Here is a 16,129-nt window from a genome sequence, read left to right on the forward strand (position 1 = left end):
TATACAAAGCATGGCCCAATCAGGACTCGACCTTTTCCCTTATACACGTATGCGCCGCATGCGTCGTGATGACTTCTCTCGTCGCCTAATGGCTGAAAACCAACTAACTGTTAATGACCTTATTTTTCCTGTATTTGTGTTAGAAGGTAAAAACCGCCGCGAAGCTATTGAGTCTATGCCTGGCATTGAGCGTCTTTCTATCGATTTACTACTTGAAGAAGCAAAAGAGCTTGTTGAATTAGGTGTTCCTGCAGTGGCTATTTTCCCGGTAACACCGAGCGATAAAAAATCTCTACTTGCTGAAGAAGCCTATAACCCAGATGCATTAGCACAACGCACTGTCCGCGCGCTTAAAGAAGCTTTTCCTACATTAGGTGTGATCACAGATGTTGCACTTGACCCATTCACCGTTCATGGTCAAGACGGCATTATCGATGAAGACGGTTATGTGATTAACGATGTAACAACTGAAATTTTAGTTAAACAAGCGCTATCGCATGCCGAAGCGGGTGCGGATGTAGTTGCACCATCAGACATGATGGATGGACGTATTGGTGCAATTCGTGAAGCACTCGAAGCCGAAGGCCATATCCACACTCGTATCATGGCTTACTCTGCTAAATACGCCTCTAGCTATTATGGCCCATTCCGTGATGCGGTAGGTTCTGCAGGCAACTTAAAAGGTGCCGACAAAAAGACCTATCAAATGGACCCTGCGAACTCTGATGAAGCAATTCGTGAAGTAGCCCTCGATCTGCAAGAAGGTGCAGACATGGTGATGGTAAAACCAGGTATGCCTTATTTAGATGTAGTACGTCGCGTAAAAGATGAGTTTGGTGTACCCACTTTTGCTTACCAAGTAAGTGGTGAATATGCCATGCATAAAGCAGCCATTGATAACGGCTGGCTTGCAGAAGAAGCAATAATCATGGAATCATTACTAGCATTTAAACGTGCTGGCGCCGATGGCATCCTGACTTATTTTGCAAAACAAGCAGCTATTTGGTTAAAAAATAACTAATCTAAAGTAAATGTTCTAAAAATTGGTAATTATTCCTATTTTATTAACATTTTGTATTTAATTTGTCATAGATTTTTCTTAAAGTACTGTGTCCCATATTGGGACTTTAATAATACATACACGGGAAAAATAATGATAAATACAAAATTAACGCCGCTCGCGCTTGTGATTGCAAGCCTGAGCGCACCTGCTTCTGCCAACCTAATCATCTCTGAATACGTTGAAGGAAGCTCTAACAATAAAGCGGTAGAGCTTTACAACACTTCTAGTGCTGAGCTATCACTTGACGGTTACACCATCTCTTTATACTCAAATGGTAACGGCGACCTAGCAGACCCTAATAACAGCTTAGCTTTAACCGGTACTCTTGCAGCAAATGCAACTTACGTTATTGTTAATGCAGGCTCTGCAGATGAGTTAAAAGCCAACGCGGACACTGAATCAACAATCACTTATTTCAACGGTGATGACGCATTAGTGCTAACTAAAGACGGTGCAATTGTTGATAGCTTTGGTCAACTGGGCGTAGATCCAGGTTCAGCATGGGACGAAGGCGGCGTATCAACACAAAATAAAACACTTCGCCGTAAAGCTACAATCACTTCAGGCCGTACTGATGCAACCTCAGCGTTTAACCCAAGCGATGAGTGGGAGCAATTCGACCAAGACGATTTCAGCAATATAGGTCAATATGGTGAGAGCACTGAGCCAACACCTGAACCAGAGCCAGTTACTCCTCTTGAGTGTGGTGCAGAAAAAACCTTAATCAGCGCAATTCAAGGTGAAGGCGGCGACAGCCCGCTTATAGACACTGAAGTAGAAGTTGAAGGTGTTGTTACAGCTGACTTCCAAGGTGATGACCAACTAAAAGGTTTCTTCATTAGCTCACTTGCTGCTGATATTGATGAAAACCCACTTACTTCTGAAGGTGTATTCGTTTATTTCGCAGATACCGACGTTGCTGTTGGTGACCATGTGCGCGTTAAAGGTAGCGTGGCTGAATACTACAGCGCAACACAACTAGGCGATGTTAGCCAAGTTGAGATCTGTGCGACAGGTTTATCTACTGACGCAACTGCTATCACTTTACCAGTTGCTGACGTTGCAGACCTTGAAGCTTACGAAGGTATGTTAGTGACCATAGATCAACCTTTAGTCGTTAATAACAACTACGGTCTTGGTCGCTATGGTGAAGTTGACTTAGGTACTGAGCGTTTATACCAAGGTACTCAAGTTGCGCTACCAGGTGATGCAGCAAATGCTGTTGAAGCTGAAAACCTGAAAAAACAAATCTTAATCGACGATGGTTCAACAAAGCAAAACCTTGATCCTATTGCCTACCCAGGTACGGGTCTTGATGCCTATAACACGTTACGTTTAGGTGATACTGTTAATACGATTACGGGTGTAATGGGTTACAGCTTCGACCGTTACCGTATTCACCCTACAGTACAGCCTGAGTTCACTGCGACTAACCCTCGTACAGATGCACCAGAGCTTAACGAAGATGCAGACCTACGTGTAGCAAGCTTCAACGTATTAAACTATTTCAATGGTGATGGCCAAGGCGCAGGCTTCCCTACTAGCCGTGGTGCAGATAGCGAAGAAGAGCTGATTCGCCAAGAAGCTAAATTAGTTAGTGCAATTACAGCTATTAACGCTGATGTTATTGGCTTAATGGAAATCGAAAATGACGGTTTCGGTGAAAATAGCGCTATTGCTAGCCTAGTATCTGCACTTAATGATGAAGATGCAGAAAATACCTACGCATTTGTTGATTTCGGTGTTGACCAAATTGGTACTGATGCAATCACAACAGCACTGATTTATCGCTCAAATAAAGTATCTGAAGTTGGTAAGGCTGCTCATACTACAGTAGAACCTTTCGATTACAGTAATCGCCCGCCAATTGCACAAAGCTTCCAATCTCTTGAAAGCGAAGAAATCTTCACTGTTGCCGTTGCCCACCTAAAATCTAAAGGCGGCTGTGGTAGCGCTGAAGGTAATAATGCTGACTTAGGCGATGGTCAAGCATGTTGGAATGAAATCCGTGTTGCGGGTGCAAATGCATATGCTGATTGGTTAGCAACTTACCCAACTGAAGTTGAAGATGAAGATATCATCCTAGTCGGTGATATGAACTCTTATGCGATGGAAGATCCTATCCGTGCATTCGCAGATAAAGGTCTCAAGAGTGCGGTTGCTGAACTAGACGGCGACACATTAGGTTACTCTTATAGCTTCTCTGGCCGCATTGGTAGCCTTGACCACGCACTAGTCTCTGAATCTATGCTTGCTAAAGTTGTCGCTGCTACGGATTGGCATATCAATGCCGATGAGCCAATCAGCCTAGACTACAACCTTGAGTATAAGTCATCGACACAACAAGCTAGCCTATACGCTGACAATGCATACCGCGCATCTGATCACGACCCAGTAATTGTTGATATTCAATCTGCAGAGCCTATTCCTGCAGAGCAGGCGCCAGTAATCGAAGCGAGTCAATCATTCGAAATCGTAGAAAATAGTGAAATTGGCGCTGTGATTGGCCAACTAGTTTTCTCTGATGGTGATGCTGATTACACCCCAGTAGTAAGCTTTAGCATTGAAGGTGAGCATGCTGATGCGATTGCAATCAGTGCTGCAGGTCAAATCACAGTGGCTAAAGAGCTAGACTTCGAAGAAGAAGACAAACTTACACTGATGATCCGTGCAGAAGATAGCGCAGGTAACCTATCAGAAGCACAACTGCTATACATCAACATTACTAACGATGAAGCAGATGATGCAACTGAAGAAGTTGAAGAAGATGAAACAGAAGAAGAATCAAAAGATGATGATTCTGGTTCATTTGCTTGGTTAAGCTTACTTGCTTTACCATTTGCACTTCGTCGTCGTTTGAAAAAATAAACGACTCTGCATATGAATAAGGCCGCATTTCGCGGCCTTTTCATCACAAATGTTACTTACAATGATAAGTACATTCATAACGCTCAGAAGTTATGACTCTACAACTCATTGTACATGATTGCCCTGTACCCCTTGATATAAATTTAATTAACCAAAAGTAACTCATATATTCTTGTAGATCCCTATAGTGCTTTGAGCTATTTATTTTATAAACACCACCAATACTATAGCTTGCGTTATTAGGTATATCATTACCTCCTTCATCAACCCCTTCCTTCACAGCAAAAGTCTTTGTATCCATGTTATATTCAGCGATAACATAAGACCCATCTTCAAAGGTTAAGGTAGGCATAAAAGCCAAAACACTCAAGTCTGCGGATATACTCACAGCTTGCCCTCCAAATGAAGTACCTATGATATTTACCGTTTTATTCCATAGACCATTAAATTTCATATAACTTGGATACTGAGTAGTTAAACGATCAAATGTTTGCCTTCGCAAAGAAGAGTTTGACATAAAATCAAATGCATTGATTGAATCAGATGATTGGTCTGATTCTGTTGATTGAATAGCATAGAATCCTGCACCATAAATGTCTGACTCTATTATTGAAAAGTTAATTGATGTTGAGCCAAACTCTCTCTGTAAGTCATCTAAATAATCATTCCTTGATAAAATAGCTTCAGAGAAAGTTGATTTGATTTCATCAGGTACAGAAACTGGTTTAGGTATCGATATATCAATGTCGTCATCAACTTTAGATCTAATAATTCTAAATGCCACTACACTAGAATTTTCAGAGTCGATTACAATAACGTAAGCACCATTAATAGACACTTCTTTGGCTTTATATTTATATTGAACTTCACTGCAATTATTACAAGACTTTATAAGGGTGATTCCATATGAAGAATAAGTGCAAAAAAAGTACAATATAAAAGATTATTCTTAATGTATTACTCATGCTCCCTCCTAATTAGAACATAAAATATTTTTTATTATCATATTAAATCCATTAATAATGGCAGCCATTATTTATAACTGACTACTTTCTAATAAATAGTAAAACCCCAAAAAAAGTCAACAATAAAATTCAAAGATTATAAAATAAGTCTTTAAATTTATAATACGCCTTAAATAGGCTCTAATATTGTTAGTGGCACACAGATATGTTTTAAATCAGTGCGGAAGAAGAGTCAAAAGACGATGATTCTGGTTCATTTGCTTGGTTAAGCTTACTTGCTTTACCATTTTCACTTCGTCGTCGTATGAAAAAATAAACGACTCTGCATATGAATAAGGCCGCTTTTAGCGGCCTTTTTATTTCAACTCAGCTAATTTAGCATTATTGAGACTTGCTAGTATTAGGCTTTATACCAATTAGCTTAATTAAGTGGTCTATTTTGAGGCAATAAAACCTCGTTGATAACAAGGCAAAAATTTCGTTATTTAGTTGTTCTAAATCAGAAATTTTTAACGCCGTTAGCGACAGGTTTAATCCCTCAAAATGATTAAGTATTATTGCGGATTGGTATTACACTACAGTGTTGCATTTTCGGCATCACCAACTCGCTGGTAAAGTTTTATTATTTCTATCTGTTGCTGATCATCAATTTGCCAATTAAAAAACTGTTTAGTGCTACCATTAACTAGGGTAACTTTAAAAACAGTAACAAATGCCACTTGGTTAAATTCAACGGCCACTATATCTTCAGCGTTAATGTAACGCTTACCAAACCCACTCGAATGGCAAACACCCGCCTTGTAACAGTATAAAAAGCGTATTTGTAAGAAATTTAATAAGATAAAAAGTAGCAAAATAGGTAACAGTATCATCATAAATGATGCACCTAGCAGTATAACGCTTAATGCAACAAGAATTGCTAATGCTATCTTGCTTCCCTGTAGAGTCCAATTAGGACTTAACTTAATCGTTTTCATGAAAATGTTTCTTTAGTTGTAATATTTAATAAGCAGACGTTTAATACAAAATGATTAAAAAATCATTCGGTCGCCATTTTACATGGTGCAAAAAAGGTACACAAGGCACGAAAAAGCACTTTTATACTAGGATAAAATAACCAACTTACAACTTACTAATAACCTTATATATTTTTGGAAAATGAACTTTGTATTAAAATCGTACAAGTCAATAATCAGCAATATTAATGACTAATCATTAGTTAAAAGCACTTTAAAATTTCGATACTTGTACCGATACATTAATCATTTAAGACTGAATGATGGGTTAATCTATAAAGATAAGAAGTGATTATTTTGTAATCGAAAAAATTACGACAATACATTTACGATGTTTAGGCAATAAAAAACCCGCAACAAGTGCGGGTTTTTTTAAAGAAGTTAAAAGACTAATTACTTAGCAGCTTTTTTCTCTTTTTCTGCAGCGATTACTGTTTCAGCAACGTTTGCAGGACATGGTGCGTAGTGTGAGAACTCCATAGAGAACTGACCACGACCAGAAGTTATAGTACGTAAGTGGCCGATGTAACCGAACATTTCAGAAAGTGGTACATCACCCTTGATGCGAACGCCCATTGCGCCAGCTTCTTGGTCTTTGATCATACCACGACGACGGTTAAGGTCACCGATTACGTCACCTACGTTGTCTTCCGGAGTGAATACGTCAACTTTCATGATTGGCTCAAGAAGTTGTGCACCCGCTTTAGGGATAGACTGACGGAAAGCGCCTTTAGCAGCGATTTCGAACGCGATTGCTGATGAGTCAACTGCGTGGAAAGCACCGTCGAAAAGTTCAACTTCAACGTCTAATACTGGGAAGCCAGCTAGAACACCTTCTTGCATCATTGATGCGAAGCCTTTCTCAACTGCAGGCCAGAATTCCTTAGGTACGTTACCACCAACAACTGAAGATGTGAATGTGAAACCTGAGTTAGGCTCACCTGGCTTGATGCGGTAATCAATCTTACCGAATTGACCAGAACCACCAGATTGTTTCTTATGCGTGTAGCTATCTTCGATTTCTTTCGTGATAGTTTCACGGTAAGCAACCTGAGGTTGACCAACAACTAGCTCAACACCGTAAGTACGCTTAAGGATATCTACTTTGATATCTAAGTGAAGCTCACCCATACCTTTAAGGATGGTTTCGCCTGAATCTTCATCTGTTTCAACTTGGAATGAAGGATCTTCTGCAACCATCTTACCGATCGCAATACCCATCTTCTCGTTACCACCTTTATCTTTAGGTGCAACAGCGATTGAGATTACTGGATCAGGGAAGATCATCGCTTCAAGTGTACATTCATGCTTAGGATCACAAAGAGTGTGACCAGTTTGAACGTTCTTCATACCAACAACAGCGATGATGTCGCCTGCTTGCGCTTCAGAGATCTCGTTGCGGTCGTCAGCTTGCATCTCAACCATACGGCCGATACGCTCTGTTTTACCTGTTGCTGAGTTAAGTACTGTGTCACCTTTTTTCATGCGACCAGCGTAGATACGGATGAACGTAAGTGCACCGAAACGGTCGTCCATGATTTTGAACGCAAGCGCTTTAAGTGGCTCATCTGCAGAAACTGTAGCAACTTCACCAGTAGGCTCACCAGTTTCAGGATCAGTTAGAGGTTGTGGATCAACTTCTGTAGGCGAAGGTAGGTAATCTACAACCGCGTCTAGTACTAACTGCATACCTTTGTTTTTGAATGCAGAACCACAGTATGTCGGGAAGAACGCAAGGTCACGAGTACCTTTACGGATACAACGTTTGATGTCTTCTAAAGAAGGCTCTTCACCTTCCATGTAAGCCATCATTAGGTCTTCGTCTTGCTCAACAGCAGACTCAACAAGCATTTCATGGTATTCATCAACTTTGTCTACCATATCAGCTGGAACGTCTTGTACTTCGTAGTTTTCAGGAAGGCCTGTCTCATCCCAAACGTATGCTTTTTTCTCAAGTACGTCTACAACACCAATGAATTGGTCTTCGATACCGATTGGTAAAGTCATAACTAGTGGGTTAGCACCTAGTACTTTTTTAACTTGATCAACTACACGGTAGAAGTCAGCACCCATACGGTCTAGTTTGTTTACGAAGATTACACGTGCAACTTCTGATTCGTTCGCATAACGCCAGTTAGTTTCTGACTGCGGCTCAACACCACCAGAACCACAGAATACACCAACACCGCCATCTAGTACTTTAAGTGAACGGTATACTTCTACTGTGAAGTCAACGTGTCCCGGAGTATCGATAACGTTTAAGCGGTGGCCTTTCCATTCACAAGTTACAGCTGCTGATTGGATTGTAATACCGCGCTCAGCTTCTTGTTCCATGAAGTCAGTAGTAGACTCACCGTCATGCGTTTCACCACTTTTGTGAATTTTACCCGTAAGCTTAAGGATACGCTCGGTGGTAGTAGTTTTACCCGCGTCAACGTGGGCGAAAATACCTATATTTCTGTACTTCGATAAATCTGCCATTATTTTACTCTTAATAAAGTCGAAAAATTATTCGGCGGGAGTATAGCATTACTTAAAGCGAACATCACCATCGAAGTCGCTTAAAATGCAATCAATTTTATAAAATTTTTCTATGCTCAGGATAAGCGGCACTTTTTAACGTGCCGAACAGTGAGTTTATGCTACTAAAATCGCTAATTTAGCGCTGATTTGGCAATTAAATGATGTGATTAGCTGCTAGTCATTTTATAACAACGCTCGGGTCGCCCGATACTTCCGTAGCTCTGATCAGCACTGACTTGCTCAGCTTCAAGCAAGTATTCGAGGTAACGACGGGCTGTTGAGCGGCTTACGCCGACTAAATCACCCATTTGTTGAGCAGTAAAAGCCGTGCCAATATTCGCTTTAAAAGCTTTTAAGATCTTTTGCAAAGTAAGCTGATCCACCCCTTTTGGCAGCCTGACAGGGGTTTTTAACTGCTCTTGCGATCCAAATAAAGTATCGACCATAGATTGGGTTACTTCATCGGCATCTGACAAACATTGCTGCCTTGCTTCAAATCGCGCTAGCGCTTGATCTAAGCGATTTAGCATTAATGGTTTAACTAAGAAATCACAGGCACCAAGCTGCATGGCTTTTTCCAGTGTTTCTACTTCTTTTGCAGCGGTTAACAGCATTACTTCGCTTTTCATTTCTTCGCGGCGTAATTCATTAAGTAAATCAAGACCATTACCATCGGGTAAATGAATATCGAGCAAAATTAAATCAGCATTAATCGCCGATAATAACGCTTTCGCGGTGGCAAGATTGCCGGCAATACCCACAACCTGATATTGCCCCTGACGCAATGTTTGCCGCGCCCCTTGTTGGCCAGCAACGCCATGAGGAAGTAATAAGTATTGCGCCAATAATTGAGCAACTTCTACTTCGTCTTCAACAATGACAACTGAGTAAGTCATGTTCTTTACCTTTTATTTATAGGCTGATCATTTTTTATTATTTTGGAATGTAGACACTTAAGCGTGCCCCCATCAGATCAGACTCACCTATTTCTAAACTACCACGACACGAATCTAAGTTGGTTTTAACTAAATAAAGGCCGATACCATGCTCAGCCCCTGACTTAGAACTGTATTGTGGTGTAAATATCACATCCTTGTCATCGCCTAAACCAAAACCGCTGTCTTCAACATCAAACAATAATGTTTTACTGGTTTCATCAACCGTAACACGAACCTTAGGGGTACGTGTATCGCTAGCTCGAATAGCGGCTTCAATTGCGTTATCAATCAAATTGCCAAGTATCGAGACAACCCGTTCAAGCATATCTTTACGAGTGATCGGTCCTAATAAGCTATCTGGATTAAGCTCAAGTATCACGTTTAATTCACGGGCTTTATGGTATTTACCAACCAATAAACCTGCTAGTACCGGATCTTGGATCCTTTCGAGCAAATGATGGATCTGCGCTTGCGAGCCTTTACTTTCTTGACCAATTAGCTCAATCGCCTGATCCGTTTGCCCCATCTGAATTAACGCACCAATTAAGTTTAGCTTGTTCGAGTAATCATGCGTTTGCACTCGTAATAACTCAGCAAAGGCTTGCACTTTGGTTAATTGCTGCGATAAATATTCAAGTTCATCCGCAGGGCGCATACTCAGCAAAATGCCATCAGCCTGACCTTGCACTTGCAATGCATATCGCGACAACACAATGCGTTTATCGGCGGCAAATAATTCAAAACCAACAATCGGACGCTGTTGGTTATGCATTAAAAACTCGCTATGTTCAGGAAGCAAATCTGCAAGCTTAAGTGGCTGATGAATACAGCTGGTCGGTTTACCGAGGATTTCGCAGGCACGCTGGTTTAAGTTACGTACATTACCCTCAGGATCGAGGGCGATAATGCCGCTACGAACAGTATTCAAAATAGCATCTTGCTCAGAGAACAACCGTGCTATTTCGTCAGGCTGTAACCCAAAAATAGCATTACGAACCCGTTGACCAATATACACCGCGGCCAAAATACTTAAACCGACTAACAACAAACCCCAAAGCATAATTTCAGCACTGCGAGCACGAATAAGCGGTTCAATTGATTGCACTAAAAAGCCAACCGATACCAAGCCGATGACTTCGCCTCGCTCTGAGAGCACGGGGACTTTGCCACGAATAGACTCGCCCAAACTTCCTTTTGCAATCGACACATAACGCTCACCACGCAGTGCCGCTTTACTGTCACCACCCACCATCGGCTTACCTAGCTTGTCGGGGTCTGGGTGAACAATGCGGCGGGTATTGTTATCGCCAATCACGATAAAGCTGGCTGCGGTGAGTTCACGAATATGCTCTATTTGCGTATTTAACTCATCAAGCCCTTGCTTGGTTTGCAATGCGTTTTGCACGTCATCCCGTGAGGCAATACTGGTTGCGAGCGCAAGCGCTTTATCACCCATGTGGTTATGTAAGCTTTCTGCAGTGATCTGATACACCAAAGCGCCAAACAATACAGCCTGTAAAACACATAGACCGGTAACCCAAATGATGAGCCGCGTTTCTAAGCGCTTAGGTTTTTTAACCACATGCTGAAATGGGTTTAGCTTATTGGTGTATCTCATATCAGTGCCTTGTTCTACGCATGTTGCTCTGCTTGCGTAGCTGCTTTTTCTTTACGACGTTGGACAATATAGTCTTTCAGCGGGAACAACAACACTAAGATCGAAATCACAAAAATACTCAGTGTTAATGGGCGGTCCCATAAAAAGCTCAGCGAGCCATCTGAAATCATCATGGCACGGCGGAAGTTTCGCTCAATCATATCACCGAGGATAAAGCCCAGTAATAAAGGCGCCATCGGGAAAGCTAATAATCGAAGCACTAAAGCCACCAACGCAAAGCCCACCATCATAAATAAATCAAAGGTGTTAAATGACACTAAGTACACACCAATAAGGCTGAAGAATAAAATCATTACTGTCAGCACAGATTTAGGCATTGCCAACACTTTAGCGAAATATGGGATCAACGGCAGATTCAAAATCAGCAGTACAATATTGCCAAAGTACATACTAACAATAACTGCCCAAAACACGCTTGGGTTTTCTTGCATTAACATAGGGCCCGGCTGAATACCGTAGGCAATTAATGCACCTAGCATGATCGCTGTTGTACCAGAGCCCGGAATACCTAATGTCAGTAATGGTACAAATGAGCCAGTACAGGCTGCATTATTAGCTGACTCAGGTGCCGCTAAGCCACGCATTGAGCCCTTACCAAATTTATCTTTCAGCGCCTTTGGAGCAAGGTTACGCTCAGTCGCATAGGCCATAAAGCTGGCAATGGTTGCCCCTGCGCCCGGTAAAACACCGACAATAAAGCCAAGTAAAGATGAGCGCCCAACTACAGGAGCCATGTCTTTTACTTCTTCTTTAGTCAGTTTTGTTGAGCCAATTTTTGGCGTATCTGGATCATCAATTTTTTTATCTGGTTCAGCTTCAGGGCGTGCCACATTAATCAGCGCCTCAGCCAACGCAAACGTTGCCATTGCTACTAATAAAAAGCTAATACCATCTAATAAATCAGCTTGGCCAAAAGTAAAGCGCTCGGTACCTGAAGAGGGATCAATACCTACAGTTGCCAGCATCAAACCAAATACCGTCATCATCATAGCTTTTAAAAATTGCCCTTTATTAGAGAACGCGGCAATGGCCGTTAAGCCTAAAAACATCAGTACAACATAATCAGGCGACTGAAAACTTAATGACACTTTCGCTAATAATGGCGCAGCCACCATCAATAAAATGGCGCCAATCGTCCCGCCTATAAAGGATGAATAAGCTGCAATCGCAAGGGCTTTACCTGCCTTACCCTGCTTTGCTAGCGGGTAGCCATCAAACGATGACGCTACCGTACCCGCCACACCCGGCGCATTAATCAAAATAGAAGAAGTAGAGCCACCGAATATAGCCCCGTAGTAAACACCGGCCATTAAAATCATGCCCGAATCAGCACCGATGCTGTAAGTGATCGGGATCATCAACGCAATCGCGGTAATTGGGCCAAGGCCAGGTAGCATACCGATAAACGTGCCAACAAAGCAGCCAACAATCACATATAACAAGTTGTTCCAGTCGAGTACGGTCGACAAACCTAACATAATTCCATCAAGCATAACTTAACTCCACAGATTGCCAGGTACTAAGTAAATGCCCAGTACTTGTGTCATTAAAAACCAAAAAACCACGGCCACAGGCACAGAAGCAAACAACAACACTGCCTTACGGCGTTCGCCCATGATAAAAAAGCCCGTAATTAAAAATGCACTGGTGGCAATTAAAAAACCGAACGGTTCAAGCATGGCGCTATAAGCAACCATTAAAACCAACAATGCAAAGGTACGTAGTAAGTTGCCCTTACTGAGTAGCTCTGCTTTTTCTGCAGGCGCTTGCTTTAATAAGTTGGCACCAATCGATAGTACACACACCACGATACCAAATACTGCATACACTTTTGGTAAGGTTGCAGAAGTAACGCTTTCGTACTCTTCAAATGGCATAAGTGGAATTTGCCAAGCCACAAGGGCGTAGAGGGTAAAGAGGACCAAGAATAAACTTGGTCCAATTAGTTCACGGTTTAACATCGTCTAACCTTAGCCTCGGATAAAACCAAGTTCTTTCATTACAACGCGTAATTGCGCTTCTTGCTGCTCAAGCGATTTAATAAACGCTTCTTTTTCTTGAAATAGATTTAGCCAACCATTGCGGGCACGAACCGCTTCCCATTCAGGGGTTTGTTGCAACTTACGTAGCTTTTCTGTGTACTCGGCAAGTTTGTCTGCTGGTAAATCTGGGGTTGCAAAAAAGCCGCGCCAGTTTACGAACTCCATGTCGTAACCTAGCGACTTTAAGGTTGGAATTGCTGGGTAATCTGGCAGTTTATCTGCAGAAGTCACCGCTAAAATACGTGCCTGACCACCATTAGCGACTTCGAGTGCTTCACTTAAGCCTGTTGAAAGTAAGTTGACCTCACCCGACAATAAACCAGCTTTCGCTTTACCACCGGCATCGTAAGGAATGTAACGTAATCGACGACCATCAAGACCCGCCGCTTTAACCGCTTGTGCAGCCACTAAGTGATCCATGCTGCCTCGCGCAGAGCCACCTGCTACTTTTACAGAGCCTGGGTCTTTTTTCATTGCATCAATAACGTCTTGCCATGTTTTAAATGGCGAGTCATTACGCACCACAAATGCACCATAATCAGCAATCATGCTGGCAACGGGTGTTAAATCGCGATAGCTGTAAGGAATTTTGCCTGATAATGCGCGCAGTACGATAGGCGTTGAGTTAACCATCAACATATCGCCTTTTTTAGTGCCCGATTCAATCAAGTAAGCAATTGCACGGCCACCGCCGCCGCCCGACATATTCTGAAACGATGCATTGTCTTCAATGCCCGCTTTTACCATTGCTTCACCGACACCACGCGCGGTGGTATCCCAACCGCCGCCTGGGCCACCCGGTACCAAAAAGTGTAAGTTTGCTAAAGCCAGTGGGCTGGCTACTAATAATGAAGCTGCTAAAACAGATCTTTTTAATGATTTAAACATAGTCATAATGCACGACTCCTAAAATAAGTACTGCATACGAGCACTGATGCCCATACCTGAATCTTCATCACCTACCAGCGTAGAAGCACCGGCACCATCAACATCGCTGTAAATCAGGTTGCCCATAAATTTGATATCGCTGCTTAGGTAATATGATGTGCCTAACGTATAAGTGGTTACGTCGGTACCTTGCTGTTTGCTGCTAGCGTTCATTTGTGACACACGGGCAACAAGCTCCCATGCATCTTTAATCCCTTTCGGTTGTACAAATAATGCTGAGCCTGCTTTGTAACGGCGCTGCTCACCACCTAAGAAGTAACTTGCCGATACATGAAAGCCATCAAAACGTTCACCATCAAGTTCGTTGCTACTATCAACCGTATCGAGGTAGCGGCTGGCATATTCAGCCTCTAGAGTGAATGCATTAGCTTGGTAGGCAAACTCAAGACCGCTTTGCGACATGCTATTTAGCGCAGCGGCTTCACCACCGACTGCGTAATCCACTAAGCGAACATTGGTTTCACGCACTTCACCACGGGCAAAACGAGCGCTCAAATCATTGTCGCCCATATCACGATAAGAGTGCCAAGCACCTAAATGAATCACATCACCCGGCGCTGCACTTGACCAGGTTAAGCGACCTGTTACAGCCAATGTTAGTTTGTCATCTTCGTCATGGCCCGATGCTCCAAACGCATCATTTTTGTAAACACCCACGGCGTAACGTAAGCCTGAATCTTTAAAGTATTGATAAGCCGAGATACCCCAGCGGAAGAAAGGCGAGAAGGTGTTAGCAAGGGTGCTACGCTCAATAGTATTAATGTGTTTAGAACTGGTTAGCGCATTGAGCGACATGTCTTCACGGATTTTACCGGCTTTTACTTTTAAGCCGTTGTCGAATGCATAACGTACCCGCGCTAACACGATTTCAGCCGTGCCTTCAGAAAATTCGAGTAGTAATTTGTGATCCCAGTTGCCATGTTCACTTTCAACATAAGTACGGATACGACGTGGGAAGAAGTCGCTGCCTCCAGCGCCATCATTGTCGGCATTGTAAGCACCGTCGAAATAGTTGTAATCAAGTTGCACGCGACCACCAAATTCTAGGTTGAAGCCGCTAGATGTTTTTAATGAATCCACTTCTTTTTGAAGTGCATCGAGTTGTTGCTGTAGTTGTTCAGTGTCGCTTTGTGCGAATGCTGATGTACTTGCTAACGCCGCTGCAACGGCTAAAGCGAGCTGTGTGTTACTTGCTTTCATGAATTACTCCACACCAGATTATAGTTATTTGTTGTCGTTGATCGGCCTACTGCAAATGGCGATCTGGTTTGGAGCATAGTGTTAACGATAGATTAACGAAATGTTTAGGGGGTAAGTTGCATTGATGGTGATAAATGGCTTTTTGTTCATAAAACTCATGAACAAAAAGCACATTACTGGGGGTTAGTATAAAATCTAGGCAAATTAGCTGCTTAAAAGTCGCAAAACTAGCTAAAAGTCATCTCAGGAACGTCACCAGAGACAATAAGTTTGCCCTGTGTCTTAGCAATAATCTCATCAACCGAGACACCTGGGGCACGCTCTAATAAATGAAATGCACCGTCTTTAATTTCTAAAAGAGCCAAATCGGTGATCACTTTATTGATACAACCAACGCCCGTTAACGGTAAACTACATTCGGTCAGCAGTTTTGATTCACCATGCTTGTTGGCATGGGTCATGGTACAAATAATGTTTTTAGCACCAGCCACCAAGTCCATCGCACCGCCCATTCCTTTAACCAGCTTTTTCGGGATCATCCAACTGGCTATGTTGCCGTTTTGGTCCACTTCAAACGCACCCAGCACGGTTAAATCAACGTGGCCGCCGCGGATCATGGCAAAGCTTTCTGCGGAGCTAAATATAGCCGCCCCCGTTGCAGCAGTGACCGTTTCTTTACCTGCGTTGATCATATCGGCATCAACTTGGTCTGCACTTGGGTATGGCCCCATACCGAGTAAACCATTTTCAGATTGCAGCATCACTTCGATGCCATCAGGGACATAATTAGCAACCAAGGTTGGAATACCTATGCCTAAGTTAACGTAGTAACCATCCTGTAGTTCCATCGCCACGCGTTTAGCGATTTGTTCTCGTGATAATGCCATC

General features: G+C 42.5%; 13 protein-coding genes. 3 read left to right on the forward strand and 10 right to left on the reverse strand.

Going from position 1 to position 16,129, the window contains the following annotated elements:
• The first annotated feature begins 10 nt into the window (after positions 1–10).
• Positions 11–1,021: a porphobilinogen synthase gene (gene hemB / locus NFU46_RS14565; protein WP_062566302.1), complete on the forward strand. Its 1,011-nt coding sequence runs from the start codon at positions 11–13 to the stop codon at positions 1,019–1,021.
• 132 nt (positions 1,022–1,153) lie between these two features.
• Positions 1,154–3,931, forward strand: a complete 2,778-nt coding sequence (locus NFU46_RS14570) for an ExeM/NucH family extracellular endonuclease (RefSeq protein WP_251602767.1) — start codon at positions 1,154–1,156, stop codon at positions 3,929–3,931.
• Positions 3,932–3,983: 52 nt separating this feature from the next.
• Here NFU46_RS14570 and NFU46_RS14575 read toward each other — a convergent pair whose 3' ends face one another.
• On the reverse strand, positions 3,984–4,769 hold the full coding sequence (locus NFU46_RS14575) for a hypothetical protein (RefSeq protein ID WP_251602769.1): 786 nt from the start codon (positions 4,767–4,769) through the stop codon (positions 3,984–3,986).
• 341 nt (positions 4,770–5,110) lie between these two features.
• Here NFU46_RS14575 and NFU46_RS20545 point away from each other — a divergent pair, with 341 nt between their 5' ends.
• Entirely contained in the window at positions 5,111–5,212 is a 102-nt protein-coding gene (locus NFU46_RS20545; protein ID WP_405030679.1) for a GlyGly-CTERM sorting domain-containing protein, read from the forward strand.
• Between the two features lie 259 nt (positions 5,213–5,471).
• Here the strand turns inward: NFU46_RS20545 and NFU46_RS14580 are convergent, their stop codons facing one another.
• The 9 genes from NFU46_RS14580 to NFU46_RS14620 form a co-directional block, all read right to left on the reverse strand.
• Positions 5,472–5,873, reverse strand: a complete 402-nt coding sequence (locus NFU46_RS14580) for a hypothetical protein (RefSeq protein WP_251602771.1) — start codon at positions 5,871–5,873, stop codon at positions 5,472–5,474.
• Between the two features lie 432 nt (positions 5,874–6,305).
• Positions 6,306–8,393, reverse strand: coding sequence for an elongation factor G (gene fusA / locus NFU46_RS14585; protein ID WP_251602773.1), 2,088 nt, complete (start codon positions 8,391–8,393; stop codon positions 6,306–6,308).
• Positions 8,394–8,602: 209 nt separating this feature from the next.
• The gene (locus NFU46_RS14590) at positions 8,603–9,331 is read right to left on the reverse strand and encodes a response regulator (RefSeq protein ID WP_166341214.1); all 729 of its coding nucleotides are present in this window, start codon (positions 9,329–9,331) and stop codon (positions 8,603–8,605) included.
• 37 nt (positions 9,332–9,368) lie between these two features.
• A complete protein-coding gene (locus NFU46_RS14595) occupies positions 9,369–10,991 on the reverse strand; it encodes a sensor histidine kinase (RefSeq protein ID WP_251602775.1) in 1,623 nt (540 codons plus the stop codon).
• Positions 10,992–11,005: 14 nt separating this feature from the next.
• Positions 11,006–12,544: a tripartite tricarboxylate transporter permease gene (locus NFU46_RS14600; RefSeq protein WP_054552331.1), complete on the reverse strand. Its 1,539-nt coding sequence runs from the start codon at positions 12,542–12,544 to the stop codon at positions 11,006–11,008.
• A gap of 3 nt (positions 12,545–12,547) precedes the next feature.
• Positions 12,548–13,012 carry a tripartite tricarboxylate transporter TctB family protein gene (locus NFU46_RS14605; protein ID WP_054562934.1) on the reverse strand — a complete coding sequence of 155 codons (465 nt, stop codon included), beginning with the start codon at positions 13,010–13,012 and terminating at the stop codon, positions 12,548–12,550.
• A gap of 9 nt (positions 13,013–13,021) precedes the next feature.
• The gene (locus tag NFU46_RS14610) at positions 13,022–13,987 is read right to left on the reverse strand and encodes a tripartite tricarboxylate transporter substrate binding protein (RefSeq protein ID WP_370316435.1); all 966 of its coding nucleotides are present in this window, start codon (positions 13,985–13,987) and stop codon (positions 13,022–13,024) included.
• Positions 13,988–13,999: 12 nt separating this feature from the next.
• Positions 14,000–15,241 carry an OprO/OprP family phosphate-selective porin gene (locus tag NFU46_RS14615; protein ID WP_175079423.1) on the reverse strand — a complete coding sequence of 414 codons (1,242 nt, stop codon included), beginning with the start codon at positions 15,239–15,241 and terminating at the stop codon, positions 14,000–14,002.
• A gap of 227 nt (positions 15,242–15,468) precedes the next feature.
• Positions 15,469–16,128: a 3-oxoacid CoA-transferase subunit B gene (locus NFU46_RS14620; protein ID WP_054562936.1), complete on the reverse strand. Its 660-nt coding sequence runs from the start codon at positions 16,126–16,128 to the stop codon at positions 15,469–15,471.
• Position 16,129: the final 1 nt, after the last annotated feature.

This window comes from Pseudoalteromonas sp. NCCP-2140, assembly GCF_023708065.1.
GTDB lineage: Bacteria > Pseudomonadota > Gammaproteobacteria > Enterobacterales > Alteromonadaceae > Pseudoalteromonas.

What these genes read in the sequence shown, in the direction of transcription:
- NFU46_RS14610 (WP_370316435.1), bottom strand. Translation starts at nt 13,987, where the DNA reads ATGACTATGTTTAAATCATTAAAAAGATCTGTTTTAGCAGCTTCATTA.
- NFU46_RS14615 (WP_175079423.1), bottom strand. Translation starts at nt 15,241, where the DNA reads ATGAAAGCAAGTAACACACAGCTCGCTTTAGCCGTTGCAGCGGCGTTA.
- fusA (WP_251602773.1), bottom strand. Translation starts at nt 8,393, where the DNA reads ATGGCAGATTTATCGAAGTACAGAAATATAGGTATTTTCGCCCACGTT.
- NFU46_RS14605 (WP_054562934.1), bottom strand. Translation starts at nt 13,012, where the DNA reads ATGTTAAACCGTGAACTAATTGGACCAAGTTTATTCTTGGTCCTCTTT.
- NFU46_RS14620 (WP_054562936.1), bottom strand. Translation starts at nt 16,128, where the DNA reads ATGGCATTATCACGAGAACAAATCGCTAAACGCGTGGCGATGGAACTA.
- NFU46_RS14590 (WP_166341214.1), bottom strand. Translation starts at nt 9,331, where the DNA reads ATGACTTACTCAGTTGTCATTGTTGAAGACGAAGTAGAAGTTGCTCAA.
- NFU46_RS14600 (WP_054552331.1), bottom strand. Translation starts at nt 12,544, where the DNA reads ATGCTTGATGGAATTATGTTAGGTTTGTCGACCGTACTCGACTGGAAC.
- NFU46_RS14580 (WP_251602771.1), bottom strand. Translation starts at nt 5,873, where the DNA reads ATGAAAACGATTAAGTTAAGTCCTAATTGGACTCTACAGGGAAGCAAG.
- hemB (WP_062566302.1), top strand. Translation starts at nt 11, where the DNA reads ATGGCCCAATCAGGACTCGACCTTTTCCCTTATACACGTATGCGCCGC.
- NFU46_RS14570 (WP_251602767.1), top strand. Translation starts at nt 1,154, where the DNA reads ATGATAAATACAAAATTAACGCCGCTCGCGCTTGTGATTGCAAGCCTG.
- NFU46_RS14595 (WP_251602775.1), bottom strand. Translation starts at nt 10,991, where the DNA reads ATGAGATACACCAATAAGCTAAACCCATTTCAGCATGTGGTTAAAAAA.